Source organism: Kitasatospora cheerisanensis KCTC 2395 (genome assembly GCF_000696185.1).
Lineage (GTDB): Bacteria > Actinomycetota > Actinomycetes > Streptomycetales > Streptomycetaceae > Kitasatospora > Kitasatospora cheerisanensis.
Genome location: NZ_KK853997.1, coordinates 7,608,941 through 7,623,018, shown reverse-complemented (window position 1 = coordinate 7,623,018; position 14,078 = coordinate 7,608,941). Strand labels below are relative to the sequence as shown.

Below are 14,078 nucleotides of genomic sequence, written 5' to 3'. Positions count from 1 at the left end.
CGCCGGCGCTCCTGCTGCCGGCGCTCCCTCGGCCGGGCCGAGGGTCGGCGCCGCCACCGTGCCCACCGGCCCGAGCACCGCCAACGCCAGCACGGCGACGGCCAGCACGACTCGCCTCATTGCACCGCTGCCTCTCACTCGCTGCCTCTCACTGGGGGGTTGCTCCCCTATCGGCATCCCCGGCCCGGCCCTCCAGCCGGCTCACCCGTCAGCACCCCTCGACGCCTCTCAGCGCCCCTTGCCCGCACTCACGCCGGACCGGTAGTGCGCCAGGTAGGCGAGGTGCTCCGGGTCCAGCTCCGCCGGCCGCGCGCGCTCCTCGATCGCGTCGATCAGGCTGCCCTCGGCCAGGAACCGGTAGGCGAAGACCTCGGTGCTCGGCGCGGTCCAGAACAGTTCGGGGCGCGGCGGCGCGACCACCTCGCCGTCCGGGCCGTAGCGGACTCCCCACTCGACCGTGAAGTCCCGGCCCGAACCGACCACGGCCGAGCGGCCGCTGTGGTGCAGGTACAGGTACCAGACGAAGCAGCTCTGCTGGTCGCGGAAGAACGCCACCATCCGGTCGGCCGGGTCGAGGGGGCTGGGCACCGGCGCGCTCACGTCCGTCCGCGCTCCGCCGCCGACCCGGTCGAGGCAGCGGTGCAGGCGGGCGCGGGTGATCAGCGTCACGAAGTCCGCCGGGAGTCGGAGGCCGTCGCGGGCCAGTTCGGCGGCGATCGGGTCCGTCACGGCGGTGCGGTGCTCCAGCGGTTCGCCGGTCTCGCCGAACCACGCGTAGTCGCCGGTGAAGCGCGCCTCGTCCAGCGGCGGGACACGGTCCGGCGGGTAGGCCTGGAGCCAGGCGAAGGTCCGGCCGTCGCCGTCGTACGGCCGGTAGGGGCCGATCCCGTACCCCGCCCAGCAGACCGGGAGGCGCAGCGCCGACGGTCCGTCACCGAGGGTGCGGTGCCGGTCCGTTGCCGGGGCGGCCGGCCGCTCGGCGAGCACCCGGGTGTGCGGGCTCCACCGCGGCTCGGGCAACGGGACGTCCGGGTGGCCGAGTTCGTCCGGCAGCGGGTCGCGCTCGGACGGGTGGACGGGCCCGGGACCGGAGGCCGGCAGCAGGGTGCGGCCGGGGTCCTCGCGCCGGTCCTCGGGCCACCGGGCGTCGATGGCCAGGGCCTCGGCGGTGCACTCGGGGCACTCGTCCGGTTCGCCGCCCCACATGCCGAACGGGGAGCCGGACATGTCCGGCCGTTCGATCCCGCAGAGCGTGCGCCGGAAGTAGCCGTACGCGTGCCGGCGGGGCTCCGGCAGCATGTCGGTCCGGGCCGCCTCCCAGCGGAGGTCCCACGCGCTGTAGCTCTGGCGGACGATGCTGCCGTCGAGGCCGACCCTGACCACCGCCCGGCACCACGTGCAGATCCGGATCTCCCGGTACCACCGGGAGGGCGGCAGGTCCGAGGTGGCGAGGTCGTGGTCGCAGAGGTCGCAGCGCATGACGGACGATCATGCCGCGCGCCTGCGACACCGCCCGCCCCGCCCTGGGGGCGCAGCTCTGTCCGGCCGGGTGAACGATCGGGCGCATCCGGACGATCGGCGGCCGAACGGTCCTCCGGCAGGGAACGCCTCGTCCCACCCGCCCCACGAGGAGACCGACGTGAGACGCTTCCGCACCACCGCCCTGACGACCGGCGCGTTCCTTGCCGCCGCCCTTCCACTGGCCGCGCCGCCGGCCCGGGCTGACGGCGCGTCGGCTTCCGCGCCCCGCGGCGTCGTCCAGGCGCCCGGCCATCCGCTGGTCCTGTTCCCGGGCCGGGAGGGGACGGTGGCGGCGTTCTGCCCTGACGGGACGACACCCACCGGAGGGGGCGCGACCGTCGAGTCCGACCTCCGGAGCCCGGTCTTCGTCCGAAGGTCGGAGCTGCACCCGACGGCCAACGGCTGGCGGGTCATGGTCTACAACGCGAGTCCCGACGTCCAGACCGTCCATCCCCACGTGGTCTGCTCGACGGACAGCAGCCTCACCGTGCAGAACGGGGACGAGGTGGCCCTCGATCCCGGGGAGCCGGTGTCCGGCGTCGCGAGCTGCGACAACACCAAGTTCGCGGTGGGCGGCGGGTTCGACGCGGGCGCCAGCACCTTCGCCGAGGACTCGTCCTCCGGCGACATCCGGTCGTGGAGCACCGCGGCGAAGTACACCGACTACGACCCTGCCGCTCCCCCGTCGTACCTCCGGACGTTCGTCATCTGTTCCGACGCACAGCCCTCCTGGCAGCCCAGCCTGATCGTGAGGTTGGCGCCCGGGACCGCGGGAACGACCCACGCGGAGTGCCCCGGCGGCCAGGTGCCGCTCAGCGGCGGCGGAACGGCCGGCGACAACGCCTTCCTGACCTCCTCGATCCCGACGGCGACGGGCTGGACGGTCTGGGCCAGGAACACGGGCCAGGACGAGCGCACCCTGCTGGCCACGGTGCTGTGCACCGCCCCGTGACCGACCCGCCCCGGGTCCCGATTCACCTCCCCTGCACTGCCGGGACGTTCCGGTAGTCGGGCAGTTCGACGTCGCCGGCCTTCGCCGCCTGGGCCTCCATCAGGGAGCGGAAGGGGCGGCGGGTCATCCAGCGCATCGAGGTGGCGCGCAGGGCGATCATGGCGCGGCTGTTGGGGGCGTAGCCGGCGACGCCGCCCGGGGGGAGGTCCTGGGCCTTGGCGGCGTAGGGCTTCATCCGGTCCTGGAAGCGCGCGAAGGCGGTGGTGAAGTCGCCGTGCGCGGAGGCGAGTTCGCCGGCCAGCAGGTAGGCGCCGACCAGCGCGAGGCTGGTGCCGAGGCCGGTGAGCGGGGTGGGGCAGCAGGCGGCGTCGCCGATCAGGGCGATCCGGCCGCGGCTGTAGGCGTCCAGGCGGACCTGGCCGAGCGACTCGAAGAAGAAGTCGTCCGCGCCGGCCATCGCGGCGAGCAGCCGGTCGGTCTCCCAACCGCGGCCGGCGAAGCGCTCGGTGAGCAGGCGCTGCTGGGCAGCGCGGTCGCGGCGGTCGTGGCTGAGCGGGCCCGAGCGGAAGCTGAAGCCGGCCTTGAGCTCGCCGGGGCGCCGGCCGGGGCGGGCGCTGGCGACCAGGCCCCCGGGGGCGTTGTACATCAGGAACCAGCCGTCGAGGTCCAGTTCGGTGCGGGCGGTGAACCAGGCGGTGTAGCAGCCGAGCGGGGAGACCAGTTCGCTCTCGGGGCCGAAGGCGAGGCGGCGGACGGTGGAGTGCAGGCCGTCGGCGCCGACCACCAGGTCGAAGCGGCGGGGCGGGGCGTTCTCGAAGGTGACGTGCACGCCGTCGGCGTCCTCGTGGAGGGCGGTGACGGTGTCGTCGAAGAGGTACTCGACGTCGGCGGCGGTGGCCCGGTACAGCACGGTGGCCAGGTCGTCGCGGAGCACTTCGAGGTCGGACACGATGCCTTCGCCGCCGAAGAGTTCGGTGGGCATCCGGGCGATGTGCTTCCCGTGCCGGTCGACCAGGGCGATGCCGCGCTGGTCGACGGCGAGCTCCCGGACCTGGTCGAGCAGGCCCATCCGTTCGATGACGGTGCGTCCGGCGCCGCGCAGGTCGACGGACTGGCCGCCGGGCCGGGGTGCGGGCGCGCGCTCCACCACGACGGGACGGAAGCCGGACTTGCGTAGCCAGTACGCCAGCGCGGGCCCGGCGATGCCGCCGCCGGAGACGAGGATGTCTGCGTTCTTCATGACATCGAACGTACGCCGTACGCGCCGCACTAGGCAACAGAGCTAGCGGATCATTTCGGATTGCTGCACTAGTGCACTAGTGCGCTCGGACAGGGGTCCGGCCCTGGTGCGCGAGCGGCTGCGGCAGCTAGCATGGGCCGGTCGGTGCACTAGTGCGGAGGTGGAGCGGGTGGACCGCTACGAGGAGATCGCGGGCGAACTGCGGCAGCGGATCGAGCGCGGCGAGCTGCGGCCCGGCGACCGGGTGCCGTCCACCCGGGAGATCACCCGCCGGTGGAACGTGGCGATGGCCACCGCGTCCAAGGTGCTGGCGGAGCTGCGCGGCCAGGGCCTGGTGCGGGCGGTGCCCGGTATCGGCACCGTGGTCGCCGAGGCCGCCGCGCCCGCCCGGCCGGCGCCGGCCCGCCCGGCCCCGGCGAGCGGCAGATCCCGCGCCGACTGTCCGCCGAGGGCGGTCTGACGACGGATCGGATCGTGGCGGCGGCGGTGGCGATCGCCGACGCGGAGGGCCTGGAGGCGCTGTCGATGCGCCGGGTCGCGGCCGAACTCGACGCCGCCACCATGTCCTTGTACCGGCACGTGCCCGACAAGGAGGGCCTGCTGAACCTGATGATGGAACAGGTCTTCACGGCCGTCTCCTTCTCCCCCGCCCAGACCGCACTGCCCTGGCGGCGCCGGCTGGAGCTGGCCGGCCACCTGCTGTGGGACCTGTTCCGGGCGCACCCGTGGCTGGCGTCCGCGCTGTCGGTGACCCGGCCCCAACCGGTCGCCAGCGCCCTGCCGTTCGGCGAGTGGGTGCTGTCCACGCTGGTCGCCGAGGGCCTGGACGTGCAGACGGTGTGCACCGCGTACCTGACGCTGTTCAACTACGTCCGCGGCACGGCGCTCAACCTGGAGATGGAGGCCGCCGCCGAGGCCGCCACCGGGCAGGACGCCGAGGCCTGGATGGACGAGCAGGAGGCGCAGTTCATGGAGCTGGTCGTCAACCACCCGACCTTCGCCCGACTGACCCGCGAGGGCTACGACTTCGACCTCGACCAGCTCTTCGAGTTCGGCCTGCAACGCCTGCTGGACGGCTTCGCCGCCCTGCTCCCCCGGGCCGACGCTCAGGCCAGCAGCTCGCCCAGGTCGTAGGAGACCGGCTCCTCCAGCTGCGCGTACGTGCAGCTCTCCGGGGTCCGGTCCGGCCGCCAGCGCTTGAACTGGGTGGTGTGCCGGAACCGGGTGCCCTCCATGTGGTCGTAGCCGACCTCGCAGACCCGCTCGGGGCGCAGCGGCACCCAGGACAGGTCCTTCTTGCCGGTCCACCGGCTGACCGCGCCGGGCAGCCGGTCCTTGGCCTGGGCCTGTTCGTCCGCCCAGGCAGCCCACGGATGGCCCGTCAGGTCGTCGGCGTCCAGGCGCAACGGGGCGAGCTCCTCGGCGAGTTCGGCCCGGCGTGCCATCGGGAAGGAGGCGCTGACGCCGACGTGCTGGAGGCGTCCGCCGTCGTCGTACAGGCCGAGCAGCAGGGAGCCGACCACGGGGCCGCTCTTGTGCTCGCGGTAGCCGGCCACCACGCAGTCGGCGGTCCGGACGTGTTTGACCTTGAACATGGTGCGTTCGCCGGGCCGGTAGGGGGCGTCCAGCGGTTTGGCGACCACGCCGTCCAGGCCGGCGCCCTCGAACTGCGAGAACCAGGCGCGGGCGGTGTCCAGGTCGGTGGTGGCCGGGGCCAGGTGCACGGGCGGGCGACACCCGCGAGGGCCTGGGCGAGTTCGGCGCGACGCTCGATCAGCGGACGGGCCGTCAGGTCGTCGCCGTCGAGGGCGAGCAGGTCGAAGACGACCAGCGAGGCGGGCGTCCGCTCGGCGAGGGTCCGGACCCTGGACGCGGCCGGGTGGATCCGCTCCAGCAACTCCTCGAAGTGCAGCCGCCCGTCGTGCGCGACGACGATCTCCCCGTCCACCACGCACCGCTCGGGCAGCTGCTCCCGGACAGCCTCCACCACCTCGGGGAAGTACCTGGTCAGCGGCTTCCCGGTGCGCGACCCGAGCTCGATCTCGTCGCCGTCCCGGAACACGATCGCCCGGAACCCGTCCCACTTCGCCTCGTACTGCATCCCGGCCGGAATCGCGGCGACGGCCTTCGCCAGCATCGGCGAGACCGGCGGCATCACGGGTAGCTCCATGCCACCGATGGTCCCCGCCCGCCGGCCCACCCCACGGCGTGTCGGACCTCCCGGCGTGTCGTCGGCTCATCCGGCGCGTGCCGTCTGCTGTTCCGGCGTGTGTCGTCGACTCGTCCGGCGTGTGCCGTCGGCTCATCCGCCCGGAAAGCGCGGTCGCGATGCTCCGCGCGCCCCGAAACTACTCCGCATGCGCCCTTTCCCGTGATGCGGGTGCCGCCCTAGGGTTTCGGCTGCCCGACCGCTCCGGGTCGCTCCGGACACGAAAGGACCGCTTTGTTCCCGAACCGCCGCACCGGTGGCACCCTCCTGGCAGCCACCCTCACCCTCGGCCTCGCCGGCTTCGTCGCCCCGCCGACCGCCTCCGCCGCCACCTGCTCCTACGTCTCCTCCGGCACGCGGCCCACCCTGCGCTACGGCGACACCGGCTCCGCCGTCAAGCAGGCCCAGTGCCTGAGCAACATCTGGAACGGCATCCCGAAACTCACCGTCGACGGCAACTTCGGCGCCGGCACCCGCACGAAGATCAAGTGGATCCAGGGCTGCCACGGCCTCACCAAGGACGGCGTCATCGGCGCGGGTACCTGGGACGTCCTCTACCACCCGGTCGGCGACTGCTACGACCCGTACCCGCCCTCCTGAGTCGCACCATTGACGCGTCGTCACGGTATCTTCACGGATCTCGAAATGGAGATTCCAGGCATATGACGACATTGTCTCTTCACATGCGTACCCCCTTCTGGAGAACATCGAGGAATTCCTGCCTTCCACCCGGTCGGCACCTCACAGAAATCGGGTACGACACATGCCCATTCGACGTTCCGACCTGCGCGAGCCACGCCTTTCCGCCACCGGCGCAGGGCAGTTGCCGCGCCTCACCGCTCTGGCCGCCGCCAGCACCCTCGGCCTCGGCCTGCTCGGGCTCCCGACCGCCGGCGCGACCGGCCTCGACGCCTCCCCCGCCACGGCTCTCGTGGACCAGGGCATCCCCTACGGCGACGTCACCGGCGACGGGCACCCCGACATCCTGCTTCCGGACAGCGCCGGCAACCTCCGCGCCATCGAGAACACCACCGACACGGCCGAGACCGGCCGGATCGTCGCAGCCGCGGTCAACTCGCCCACCGGCACCTGGCAGGGCGTGCAGATCACCCACCACAGCTCGCTGCGCGGGGGCATCGGCCACGACGAGTTGATCGCCCACCAGCCCGGCGACCCGCGCACGTCCCTGTACCAGAGCTCGCCCACCGGATTCAGCAGCAGCACCTCGTTCTTCCTCAACGGCACCGTCACCCAGGGTCCGGTCACCTGCCTCGACGGCGGCGGCGCCACCATCGCCTGCCCGTCCGAACTCGGCACCGACTGGAGCAACGCCACCCAGGTCCTCGCGGTCGGCTCCGTCACCAACGAGACCACCAGCACGCCGGCCAGGACCAACCTGGTAGCGGTGATCGGCACGAAGCTCTGGCTGTTCTCGCCGGGCAGCAACAACGTCAAGCTGCTCGCCCCGACGGACACCCTGCTCTCCGGCCTCGACTGGAGCGACTACGACCTGATCGGTCCCGGCCCCGCCAACGGCACCACCACCTGCACCGACACCGCCGGAACGACGACCACCACCTCGCAGGCCACCCTGTGGACCCGTGAGCGCAGCACCGGCCGGATCCTCGCCTACCCGATCACCAGGAACCCCGCCAAGAACTGCGCCGTCGACGTCTCCGCCCTGGCCGACCCCGCCCAGGGCACCGTCATCGGCACCGGCATCGACCCCACCGCCTACCCCGTGATCGGCTCGGTCGGCGACCTGACCGGCGACGGCATCCCGGACCTGTACGGGGCGAACTCGGCGGGCCAGGTGACCATGTGGCCGGGCACCACCGGCGACACGACGGGCCACCCGGGCACCGTCACCGGCTTCGAGCCGGCCCTCGCCCACTAGACTTGTCCGGTCGATCATGTGACCATCACCCACCGTGCTCGTTGGCTGGACGTCGACGCCGCCGGCGCCGCGAAGGAGATCGCCGACCTCGTGGTGCAGATAGCCGACAACTACGTCGCCGGCCGGGTGGGCGCCCTGCCGCCGACCCGGGCGGTTGCCGCTGCCGCCGTGGTGACGATCTTCGCCGGAGCCGGGACCTGGGTGGCATCCAGGTTCGGCATCCCGCCGAGCTTCGCCGCCCTGCCCGCCCTCGCGCTCGCCACCGTGCTGTTCCCCGCGCTGGTGTCCGTCGTCACCCCGCAGGCGAAATGACGCATCGGGCCCCGGCCCGTCTTCGGCCGCTGCCGGTACCCGGCTGCTGGTGACAGGCCTCCTCGGGGCAACGCCCCCACCCGCCCTCCCTTCCCGTTCCGGTAGGGAGGGCGGGTTCTTTTACCCGGTTCTTTCCATAGAGCGTCAGCACCACCGGACGCCGGTCGACCGGCGTCCGGTACCACCTGCGCGGACGCGGCGCGCCGGGCCCGCGTCCGCGCCGGTCGGGGCCGCCGCCTCGGACAGGACCTCCGCAACCCGAAGCCGATGCCGAGCGAGCTGCGCGGCTGACGGGGCATCGGAGCCCGCCACCCGCGGCCGTTCCCCCGCTCCGGGTGGCTCCCCTGCCCGGCAGGACGGGGCGCCGTCCGCCGGTGCGCGGGCCGAAGGGCCCGGTCGCTCAGGTTCTGCCGGGTTTGCCCGTCGAGACCAGCAGGAGGACGGACGAGCCCGGTGCCACCGGTTCTGCGCCGCCCCGGGGGTCACTGCTGATCACCTGCCCGGCGGGAGCGTTCCAGTCCGTGTGCCGCATGATCGTGCAGCTCAGTCCGAGTCCGCGCAGCAGGCTTCCGGCCTGTTCGACCGGCATGCCGGCCAGGTCCGGCAGCGCGATGCCCGCTCCCGCGGTCTGCTCCTGCTTCTGTGTCGGAGTCGCATCGGCGCTTCCGCTCCTGGGGGTGCCGGTGGCGAGCGGGGTGCACGCCCCGTTCGCCGGTGGGGACAGGGACGGGGAGGCGCCGGGCGCGGGCGGCACGGGCTTCAGCGCGAAGAACCCCACCGTGGCGCACGCCAGCACGCAGCACGCCGCAGCGGTGCCGAGGAGCGCCCGGCGGGTGCGGCGGCGGCTGACGACTCGCTCGATCGCGGCCGCGTCGACGACCGGCGCCGTCGGCCCGTCGGCGAAGGAGGCCACCGCCGCACGCAGCTCGGCTTCGAGGCCCGGCTCGATCGGGGCGGGTCCGGACGACGTGTTCCTCACTTCGTACCTCCGAAAGCGGCCGACGGGGTGTGCGGCGCCTGCGTGCCCGATACGGAATCGCGCAGCTTGGCCAAGCCGCGGGCGAGCTGGGACCTCACCGCACTCGAAGAGATGTCCAGGACGTCGGCGACCTGCCGGGCGTCCAGATCGTGCAGGTAGTACAGGACCACCACGCTGCGCATGCCCATCGGCAGCCCGAGCAGTGCCTCGATCAGTTCCGCGCGCAGCTCCACCTGCCCGAACCGGTCCCGGGGGTCGGCCGTCTCGGGCACCCCCGACAGCCCGGGGCGCTCGCCCAGTCGCGACAGCCGCCGCCAGCGGTCGTTGGCCAGGTTGACCAGCACTTTGCGCACGTACGCCTCCGGCGAGTCCGCCACCGCGACCTTCCGCCACTGTCGGCACGCCCGCTCCAGCGCCTCCTGCACCAGATCCTCGGCCACGTGCACGTCACCGGTCAGCGCATACGCGGTGCGGAACAACGCTCCCGACCGCTGTGCGACGAACTCCGTGAATCCGTTGCCCGGACCGCTCCTGCGAAACCTCACCCGCCGACCTCCTCTCCTCGTCCCGTCCCGATCACTGCCCCTATGACGGCGGAACGGCGCCGGGTGCTGCACCGAGCCGTCGGCAGTGACGTGAATCACAGCTGCTGCTCGGCGACCGCACCGCCGCTGCCAGCAGTGCGGAGGTAAGGCCGGGGCGAGGTCGTGAGGACCTGTCAGTTCCAGCCGGGAGTAGGGGCCGTTGTGGAGTCCGCCCCGGTGCGAGTCGGCCGACAGTGTCAGAGGCCCTACTTGGTCCTGTCCGGACGATCAAGTTTGCAGCAGTCCGTCACTGCCGCGGGATATCAATGCCTGCCGCGCGCAGGTGCCCTTCGACCAGCCCGTTCAGCCGGGCGATGGACGGTGCCTCGTTCTCCCGGTGGTGGTTGACCACGCCGTACCGGGAGGCCGCGTCGGGTCCGTGCAGTCGCTTGGCCGGCAGCGTCAGAAGCGCGCGGACGCCCAGCAGGTTGGCGGCCACCGCTGAGGCCAGCTCCTCGATCCGCGGGTCGTCGGGATCCCAGAGCCTCGCCTCCCAGCCGCGCTTGGTCAACTCGACGAACTCGGGGTCGTCGAGCCGGTGTTCGAGGTTAGCCAGAAAAAGGTCGAAGACCTCGGGAGTCAGCGCCCGCGACAGCACCAGGGCCTCCCGCTGAGTGGTGACGTAGTCGGGGCTGAAGTCGAGCTCGGCGAGTCGCTCCAGGACCGCGCAGGCCCGGTCGGGCAGCAGGGCGCGGTCACCGTGGGCGAGCCGGTGCAGGGTGTCGCGGCGGGCGGTCAGCTCCTCGATCTGTCCGGTGAGCCGGCGGCGGACGTCGTCCAGGGCGGTGGCGAACCGCTCGGGCTTGGCGTCGAGCAGCTCGCCGATCTCGGCCAGCGGCACGCCCGCCCCGGCCAGGGCCCGGACCTGGACAAGGCGCAGCAGGTCGGCCGAACCGTAGCGCCGGTAGCCGGAATGGTCCCGTTCCGGTTCGGCGACCAGGCCGAGCCGGTGATAGTGCCGCACCGTCTTGACGGTGATCCCGACGAAAGCCGCCGCCTGGCCGATCGTGAGCCCCTGTGCCATGGAGTGAGAGTAACGCTCGTCCATTGCTTTGACCTTGACCTTGGGTCAGGGTCCACGATCGTCTCGTACCCGCTGACGCGAGATGAGGAATCACCATGAGTGAGCAGAACACCGTCCCCGCGCAGGACCGCCCCGCGCTGCGGAAGGCCATGCAGGAGATCGTCGACGCCGGTTTCGCCGGCGTGCAGCTGCGCGTGAACGACGAGCTCGGCGAGTGGGCGGGCAGCGCCGGGGTGAGCGAGCTGGGCCGGACCGAGAAGCCGCCGACCGACGGACACTTTCGGGTCGGAAGCGCCACCAAGACCTTCGTCGCCACCGTCGTCCTGCAGCTGGTGGGTGAGGGCCGACTCGGCCTTGAGGACCTGGTGGCCGACCATTTGCCCGAGTTCCGGCTCGACCGGCGGATCACAGTCCGGATGCTCCTGCAGCACACCAGCGGGCTGTTCAACTTCACCGGCGAGTTCTCCGAGGGCGGGTCGGTCGAACCCGGTGTGGTCGCCGGATGGGGCAAGGAGTGGGTGGAGCTGCAGCACGCGACCTACCGACCGGAGGAGCTGGTGCGGGGGGCGTTGGCGAAGCCGGCGCGGTTCGAGCCGGGGACGGCCTGGAGCTACTCCAACACCAACTATGTCCTGGCCAGGCTGCTGATCGAGCAGGTCACCGGTCGCTCCCTGCCCGAGGAGACGCACCGGCTGATCCTGGGCCCGCTCGGGCTGACGGGCACCCTACTGCCGGAGACCCGGGAGGACATCCCCGAGCCGCACGCCCACGGTTACTTCGGCTACGACGACGCCGGACAGTGGAAGGTGGTCGACACCACCCGCTTCAACCCCTCCTGGGTATCCGCCGCCGGCGACATGATCTCGACCAGCCGGGACCTCCACACCTTCTTCTCCGCGCTGAACAGCGGCAAGCTCATCTCGACCGAGCTTCTGGCCGAGATGCGCGTCGCGGACCCGACGATGGGTTACGGCCTGGGGGTGTTCGTGGAGGAGCTGGACGGCGGCGGCACCGTCCTCCACCACAACGGAGGGTTCTGGGGCTGGGGCGCAATGATGTACAGCACGCCCGACGGCACCAAGACCCTGACCGGCTCGCTGACCTCCGGGGACGTCGAAATGGACCTGCCCACCATGGCCGGGACGTTCGAGAAGGTGAAGCAGACACTGGTCAAGGCGGTGTTCGCCTAGGTTCCGTCCGGTTCACCGTCGTCCGGGCCCACCAGCACGCGGCCGGAGCCCGCACCGACCCGCCGCCGGCCCTCGTCCCAAAGGGGGCTGGGCCGGGAGAACACCAGGACGAGACACCGTGGCAGAGCCTCACCGCCCGCCTGGCGGAGGTGGTGCAGGAGGCGAGAGCCTGGGCCGCTCGCGCGGCGGGTTCACCAGCAAGGTCCACCTGAGCGCGGACGGCCGCTGCCGCCGGCTGTCCCTGGTCCTCACCGCGGGGCAGCGGGCTGACTGCACGCAGTTCGAAGCGGTGCTGGAGAAGATCCGCGTCCCGCGGACCGGACCGGGCAGGCCCCCCGTATGACGCCCGACAGCGTGGCGTGGCCTGCAACAAGGCCTACAGCAATGGCGCGTGCCGCACCTACCTGCGCAGACGCGGCATCCGGCACACGATCCCGGAGAAGGCCGACAGCCGGGCCGCCCGCGTGCGCAAGGGCTCACGCGGCGGACGGCCACCGGGCTTCGACGAGGAGCGGTACAGGAAACGCAATCCTGTCGAACGAGCCATCAACAGACTCAAGCACGCCCGAGCCGTCGCCACCCGCTACGACAAGCGTGGCTATGTCTACCTGGGCACCGTCACCGCAGCCACCCTCGTCATCTGGCTCCGCACATGATCGACCGGACGGAACCTAGTAGTGCTTTGTTATGTGGTGCGCGGGGTCTGGGCAGATCGAGCGTTCGGCAGTTCGCTGTCGGTGTGAATCCGGACGAACTGGCAGTGTTACGAGATGAGTTGGAGGCGTTCGCGGCGGAGGTGTTCTCTCCGCTGCGACGCTCGGACCAGCAGGAGAAGGGCCTGGCCTACCTGCGTGGCTTGTTGCTGGACGGGCGGCGCAAGTCGATGCAGCCGATGGCCGAGCGCCTCGGCATCGACCACCAGCGCCTGCAGCAGTTCATCACCACCTCGACCTGGCCCCTGGACGATGTCCGTGCCCGCATCGCCTGCCGGGCCGTGCGGGCCCTGGAGCCGCAGGCCTGGGTGATCGACGACACCGGCTTCCCGAAGGACGGCAAGGGGTCACCCGGGGTCGCCCGTCAGTACTCCGGGACGCTCGGCAAGGTCGGTAACTGCCAGATCGGTGTGAGCGTCCACGCGGTGACCGATCGGGCGTCCTGCCCGCTCGACTGGCGGCTGTTCCTGCCCGCCGCCTGGGATCCGAAGCACGCCGACGACCCGGCCGCCGCAGCCCGCACCGGGTGGCGACGGGCCCGCTGCCGCATCCCCGACGACGAGGGCCACCGCCCGAAGTGGCGCCCGGCCGTCGAGATGCTCGACGAACTCGCCACCTGGGGGCTCGCCCCGCCAGTGGTGGTCGCGGACGCCGGCTACGGCGACAACGCCCACTTCCGCGCTGCCTTGGACGAGCGGGGGCTGCGGTGGATCGTGCAGGTCAAGGGCCTGGCCACCGCACATCCACTGGACGCGGTCACCCGTCAGCCGGAATACGGCGGACTCGGCCCCCGCCCCAAGCCCCGCTACCGCACCCGACCCGTTCCGCTGGCTGAGCACGTCCGGACAGCCGGCCGCGGGGCGGCCCGCGCGGTGACCTGGCGACATGGCTCACGCGACCGGCTGACCGGCGAGTTCATCGCTCTGCGGGTGCGGCTGGCCGGCCGCCGCCCGCGACTGGAGCCCGACGGCACCCTGCCCGCGTGTTGGCTGCTGGCCCAGTGGCCCGCCCATCTGGCCGAGCCTTCCCACTACTGGGTCTCCAACCTGCCCGCCGACACCCCGATCGAGGAACTGGTCCGCCTGGCGAAGATCCGCTGGCGGATCGAACACGACTACCGCGAGCTGAAGACCGCCCTGGGACTCGACCACTTCGAGGGCCGTTCCTGGACCGGCTGGCACCGGCACGTCACCCTCGTCACCGCCGCCCACCTCTTCGTGACCCTGGCCCGGAGCCGCCCAAAAGTGCCTGCTCGGGTATGACCCTCTACCAGGCCGTCAGAACGCTCCAACACCTCCTGGCGACCTGGAACGGCACATGCCCGACCTGCAGACAACCCATCACAAAGCCAGAACCAGCCCCGACCTAACAAAGCACTACTAGATGTCGGCGAACAGGCCGCCCTGGTCGGTGCCGCCGGTCGGGACGGCGCCGCCCCAGGTGCTGCCGGCCAGGCT

General features: G+C 72.1%; 13 protein-coding genes and 2 pseudogenes. 9 read left to right on the top strand and 6 right to left on the bottom strand.

Annotation, left to right across the window (positions count from 1 at the left end):
- Positions 1-228 precede the first annotated feature (228 nt).
- Positions 229-1,479 carry a hypothetical protein gene (locus KCH_RS38260; RefSeq protein WP_051653756.1) on the bottom strand — a complete coding sequence of 417 codons (1,251 nt, stop codon included), beginning with the start codon at positions 1,477-1,479 and terminating at the stop codon, positions 229-231.
- Between the two features lie 160 nt (positions 1,480-1,639).
- Here KCH_RS38260 and KCH_RS34290 point away from each other — a divergent pair, with 160 nt between their 5' ends.
- A complete protein-coding gene (locus KCH_RS34290) occupies positions 1,640-2,473 on the top strand; it encodes a hypothetical protein (RefSeq protein WP_035869753.1) in 834 nt (277 codons plus the stop codon).
- Positions 2,474-2,495: 22 nt separating this feature from the next.
- Here KCH_RS34290 and KCH_RS34285 read toward each other — a convergent pair whose 3' ends face one another.
- A complete protein-coding gene (locus tag KCH_RS34285; protein WP_035869750.1) occupies positions 2,496-3,713 on the bottom strand; it encodes an FAD-dependent monooxygenase in 1,218 nt (405 codons plus the stop codon).
- A 169-nt stretch (positions 3,714-3,882) separates the two neighbouring features.
- Between KCH_RS34285 and KCH_RS45465 the strand changes: the two genes are divergently transcribed.
- Together KCH_RS45465 and KCH_RS34280 are read left to right on the top strand one after the other, a co-directional pair.
- On the top strand, positions 3,883-4,173 hold the full coding sequence (locus KCH_RS45465; protein ID WP_244305557.1) for a GntR family transcriptional regulator: 291 nt from the start codon (positions 3,883-3,885) through the stop codon (positions 4,171-4,173).
- A gap of 14 nt (positions 4,174-4,187) precedes the next feature.
- The gene (locus KCH_RS34280; protein WP_244305556.1) at positions 4,188-4,847 is read left to right on the top strand and encodes a TetR/AcrR family transcriptional regulator; all 660 of its coding nucleotides are present in this window, start codon (positions 4,188-4,190) and stop codon (positions 4,845-4,847) included.
- On the opposite strand, the pseudogene KCH_RS34275 reads toward KCH_RS34280, so the two are convergent.
- Positions 4,820-5,883: pseudogene (locus KCH_RS34275) on the bottom strand (ATP-dependent DNA ligase). The gene KCH_RS34280 and the pseudogene KCH_RS34275 sit on opposite strands and share 28 nt — an antisense overlap.
- A gap of 273 nt (positions 5,884-6,156) precedes the next feature.
- Between KCH_RS34275 and KCH_RS34270 the strand changes: the two are divergent.
- From KCH_RS34270 to KCH_RS34260, 3 genes are all read left to right on the top strand, one after another.
- A complete protein-coding gene (locus KCH_RS34270; protein WP_051653755.1) occupies positions 6,157-6,522 on the top strand; it encodes a peptidoglycan-binding domain-containing protein in 366 nt (121 codons plus the stop codon).
- A gap of 163 nt (positions 6,523-6,685) precedes the next feature.
- Positions 6,686-7,819 carry a hypothetical protein gene (locus KCH_RS34265; RefSeq protein ID WP_157032321.1) on the top strand — a complete coding sequence of 378 codons (1,134 nt, stop codon included), beginning with the start codon at positions 6,686-6,688 and terminating at the stop codon, positions 7,817-7,819.
- Positions 7,820-7,837: 18 nt separating this feature from the next.
- On the top strand, positions 7,838-8,131 hold the full coding sequence (locus KCH_RS34260) for a hypothetical protein (protein WP_035869744.1): 294 nt from the start codon (positions 7,838-7,840) through the stop codon (positions 8,129-8,131).
- Positions 8,132-8,531: 400 nt separating this feature from the next.
- Here the strand turns inward: KCH_RS34260 and KCH_RS34255 are convergent, their stop codons facing one another.
- The 3 genes from KCH_RS34255 to KCH_RS34245 form a co-directional block, all read right to left on the bottom strand.
- Positions 8,532-9,110, bottom strand: coding sequence for a PASTA domain-containing protein (locus tag KCH_RS34255; protein ID WP_035869742.1), 579 nt, complete (start codon positions 9,108-9,110; stop codon positions 8,532-8,534).
- Positions 9,107-9,589 carry a SigE family RNA polymerase sigma factor gene (locus tag KCH_RS34250; protein WP_035869739.1) on the bottom strand — a complete coding sequence of 161 codons (483 nt, stop codon included), beginning with the start codon at positions 9,587-9,589 and terminating at the stop codon, positions 9,107-9,109. The genes KCH_RS34255 and KCH_RS34250 overlap by 4 nt, the downstream gene beginning before the upstream one ends.
- A 352-nt stretch (positions 9,590-9,941) precedes the next feature.
- Entirely contained in the window at positions 9,942-10,718 is a 777-nt protein-coding gene (locus KCH_RS34245) for a MerR family transcriptional regulator (protein WP_035869736.1), read from the bottom strand.
- Between the two features lie 95 nt (positions 10,719-10,813).
- Between KCH_RS34245 and KCH_RS34240 the strand changes: the two genes are divergently transcribed.
- The 3 genes and pseudogenes from KCH_RS34240 (at position 10,814) to KCH_RS34230 (ending at position 13,883) form a co-directional block, all read left to right on the top strand.
- Positions 10,814-11,908: a serine hydrolase domain-containing protein gene (locus KCH_RS34240; protein ID WP_035869733.1), complete on the top strand. Its 1,095-nt coding sequence runs from the start codon at positions 10,814-10,816 to the stop codon at positions 11,906-11,908.
- Positions 11,909-11,922: 14 nt separating this feature from the next.
- A pseudogene (locus tag KCH_RS45460) lies at positions 11,923-12,564 on the top strand (IS5 family transposase); the annotation flags it as partial.
- 83 nt (positions 12,565-12,647) lie between these two features.
- Positions 12,648-13,883: an IS701 family transposase gene (locus KCH_RS34230; protein ID WP_035869032.1), complete on the top strand. Its 1,236-nt coding sequence runs from the start codon at positions 12,648-12,650 to the stop codon at positions 13,881-13,883.
- Positions 13,884-14,078 lie beyond the last annotated feature (195 nt).

Excerpts from the sequence above, each read along its gene's own strand:
- KCH_RS34240 (WP_035869733.1), top strand. The coding sequence starts at position 10,814 with ATGAGTGAGCAGAACACCGTCCCCGCGCAGGACCGCCCCGCGCTGCGG.
- KCH_RS34245 (WP_035869736.1), bottom strand. The coding sequence starts at position 10,718 with ATGGCACAGGGGCTCACGATCGGCCAGGCGGCGGCTTTCGTCGGGATC.
- KCH_RS38260 (WP_051653756.1), bottom strand. The coding sequence starts at position 1,479 with ATGCGCTGCGACCTCTGCGACCACGACCTCGCCACCTCGGACCTGCCG.
- KCH_RS34265 (WP_157032321.1), top strand. The coding sequence starts at position 6,686 with ATGCCCATTCGACGTTCCGACCTGCGCGAGCCACGCCTTTCCGCCACC.
- KCH_RS34285 (WP_035869750.1), bottom strand. The coding sequence starts at position 3,713 with ATGAAGAACGCAGACATCCTCGTCTCCGGCGGCGGCATCGCCGGGCCC.